Annotated in this window: 1 rRNA gene; it reads left to right on the forward strand. The window is 35.5% G+C overall.

Going from position 1 to position 287, the window contains the following annotated elements:
• Window positions 1-50: ribosomal RNA gene (locus tag ACP3VS_RS24405) — 16S ribosomal RNA — on the forward strand; the annotation flags it as partial.
• Between the last annotated feature and the right edge of the window lie 237 nt (window positions 51-287).

Genomic DNA, 287 nt, shown 5'->3' on the forward strand with positions numbered 1-287 from the left:
AGTCGTAACAAGGTAGCCGTATCGGAAGGTGCGGCTGGATCACCTCCTTTCTAAGGATATTTTCGGAATACAAACCTAGGGTTTGTAAGATTACGTTTTGCGTTCAGTTTTGAAGGTTCATTCTTTCTGAATGAAATACTTCAAAACTTGTTCTTTGAAAACTGGATAAAACGACATTGAAATTGTAACAAACACATTTATTTTTTAAGTTTTTTTATAGGCTTAATAACATGATAAGGTTTTCAGACACGAGCAGTTCTAGGAAGCAATCGAGTAAATGAAGGAGC

Source organism: Lysinibacillus sp. VIII_CA (assembly GCF_049943995.1).
Taxonomy (GTDB): domain Bacteria; phylum Bacillota; class Bacilli; order Bacillales_A; family Planococcaceae; genus Lysinibacillus; species Lysinibacillus pinottii.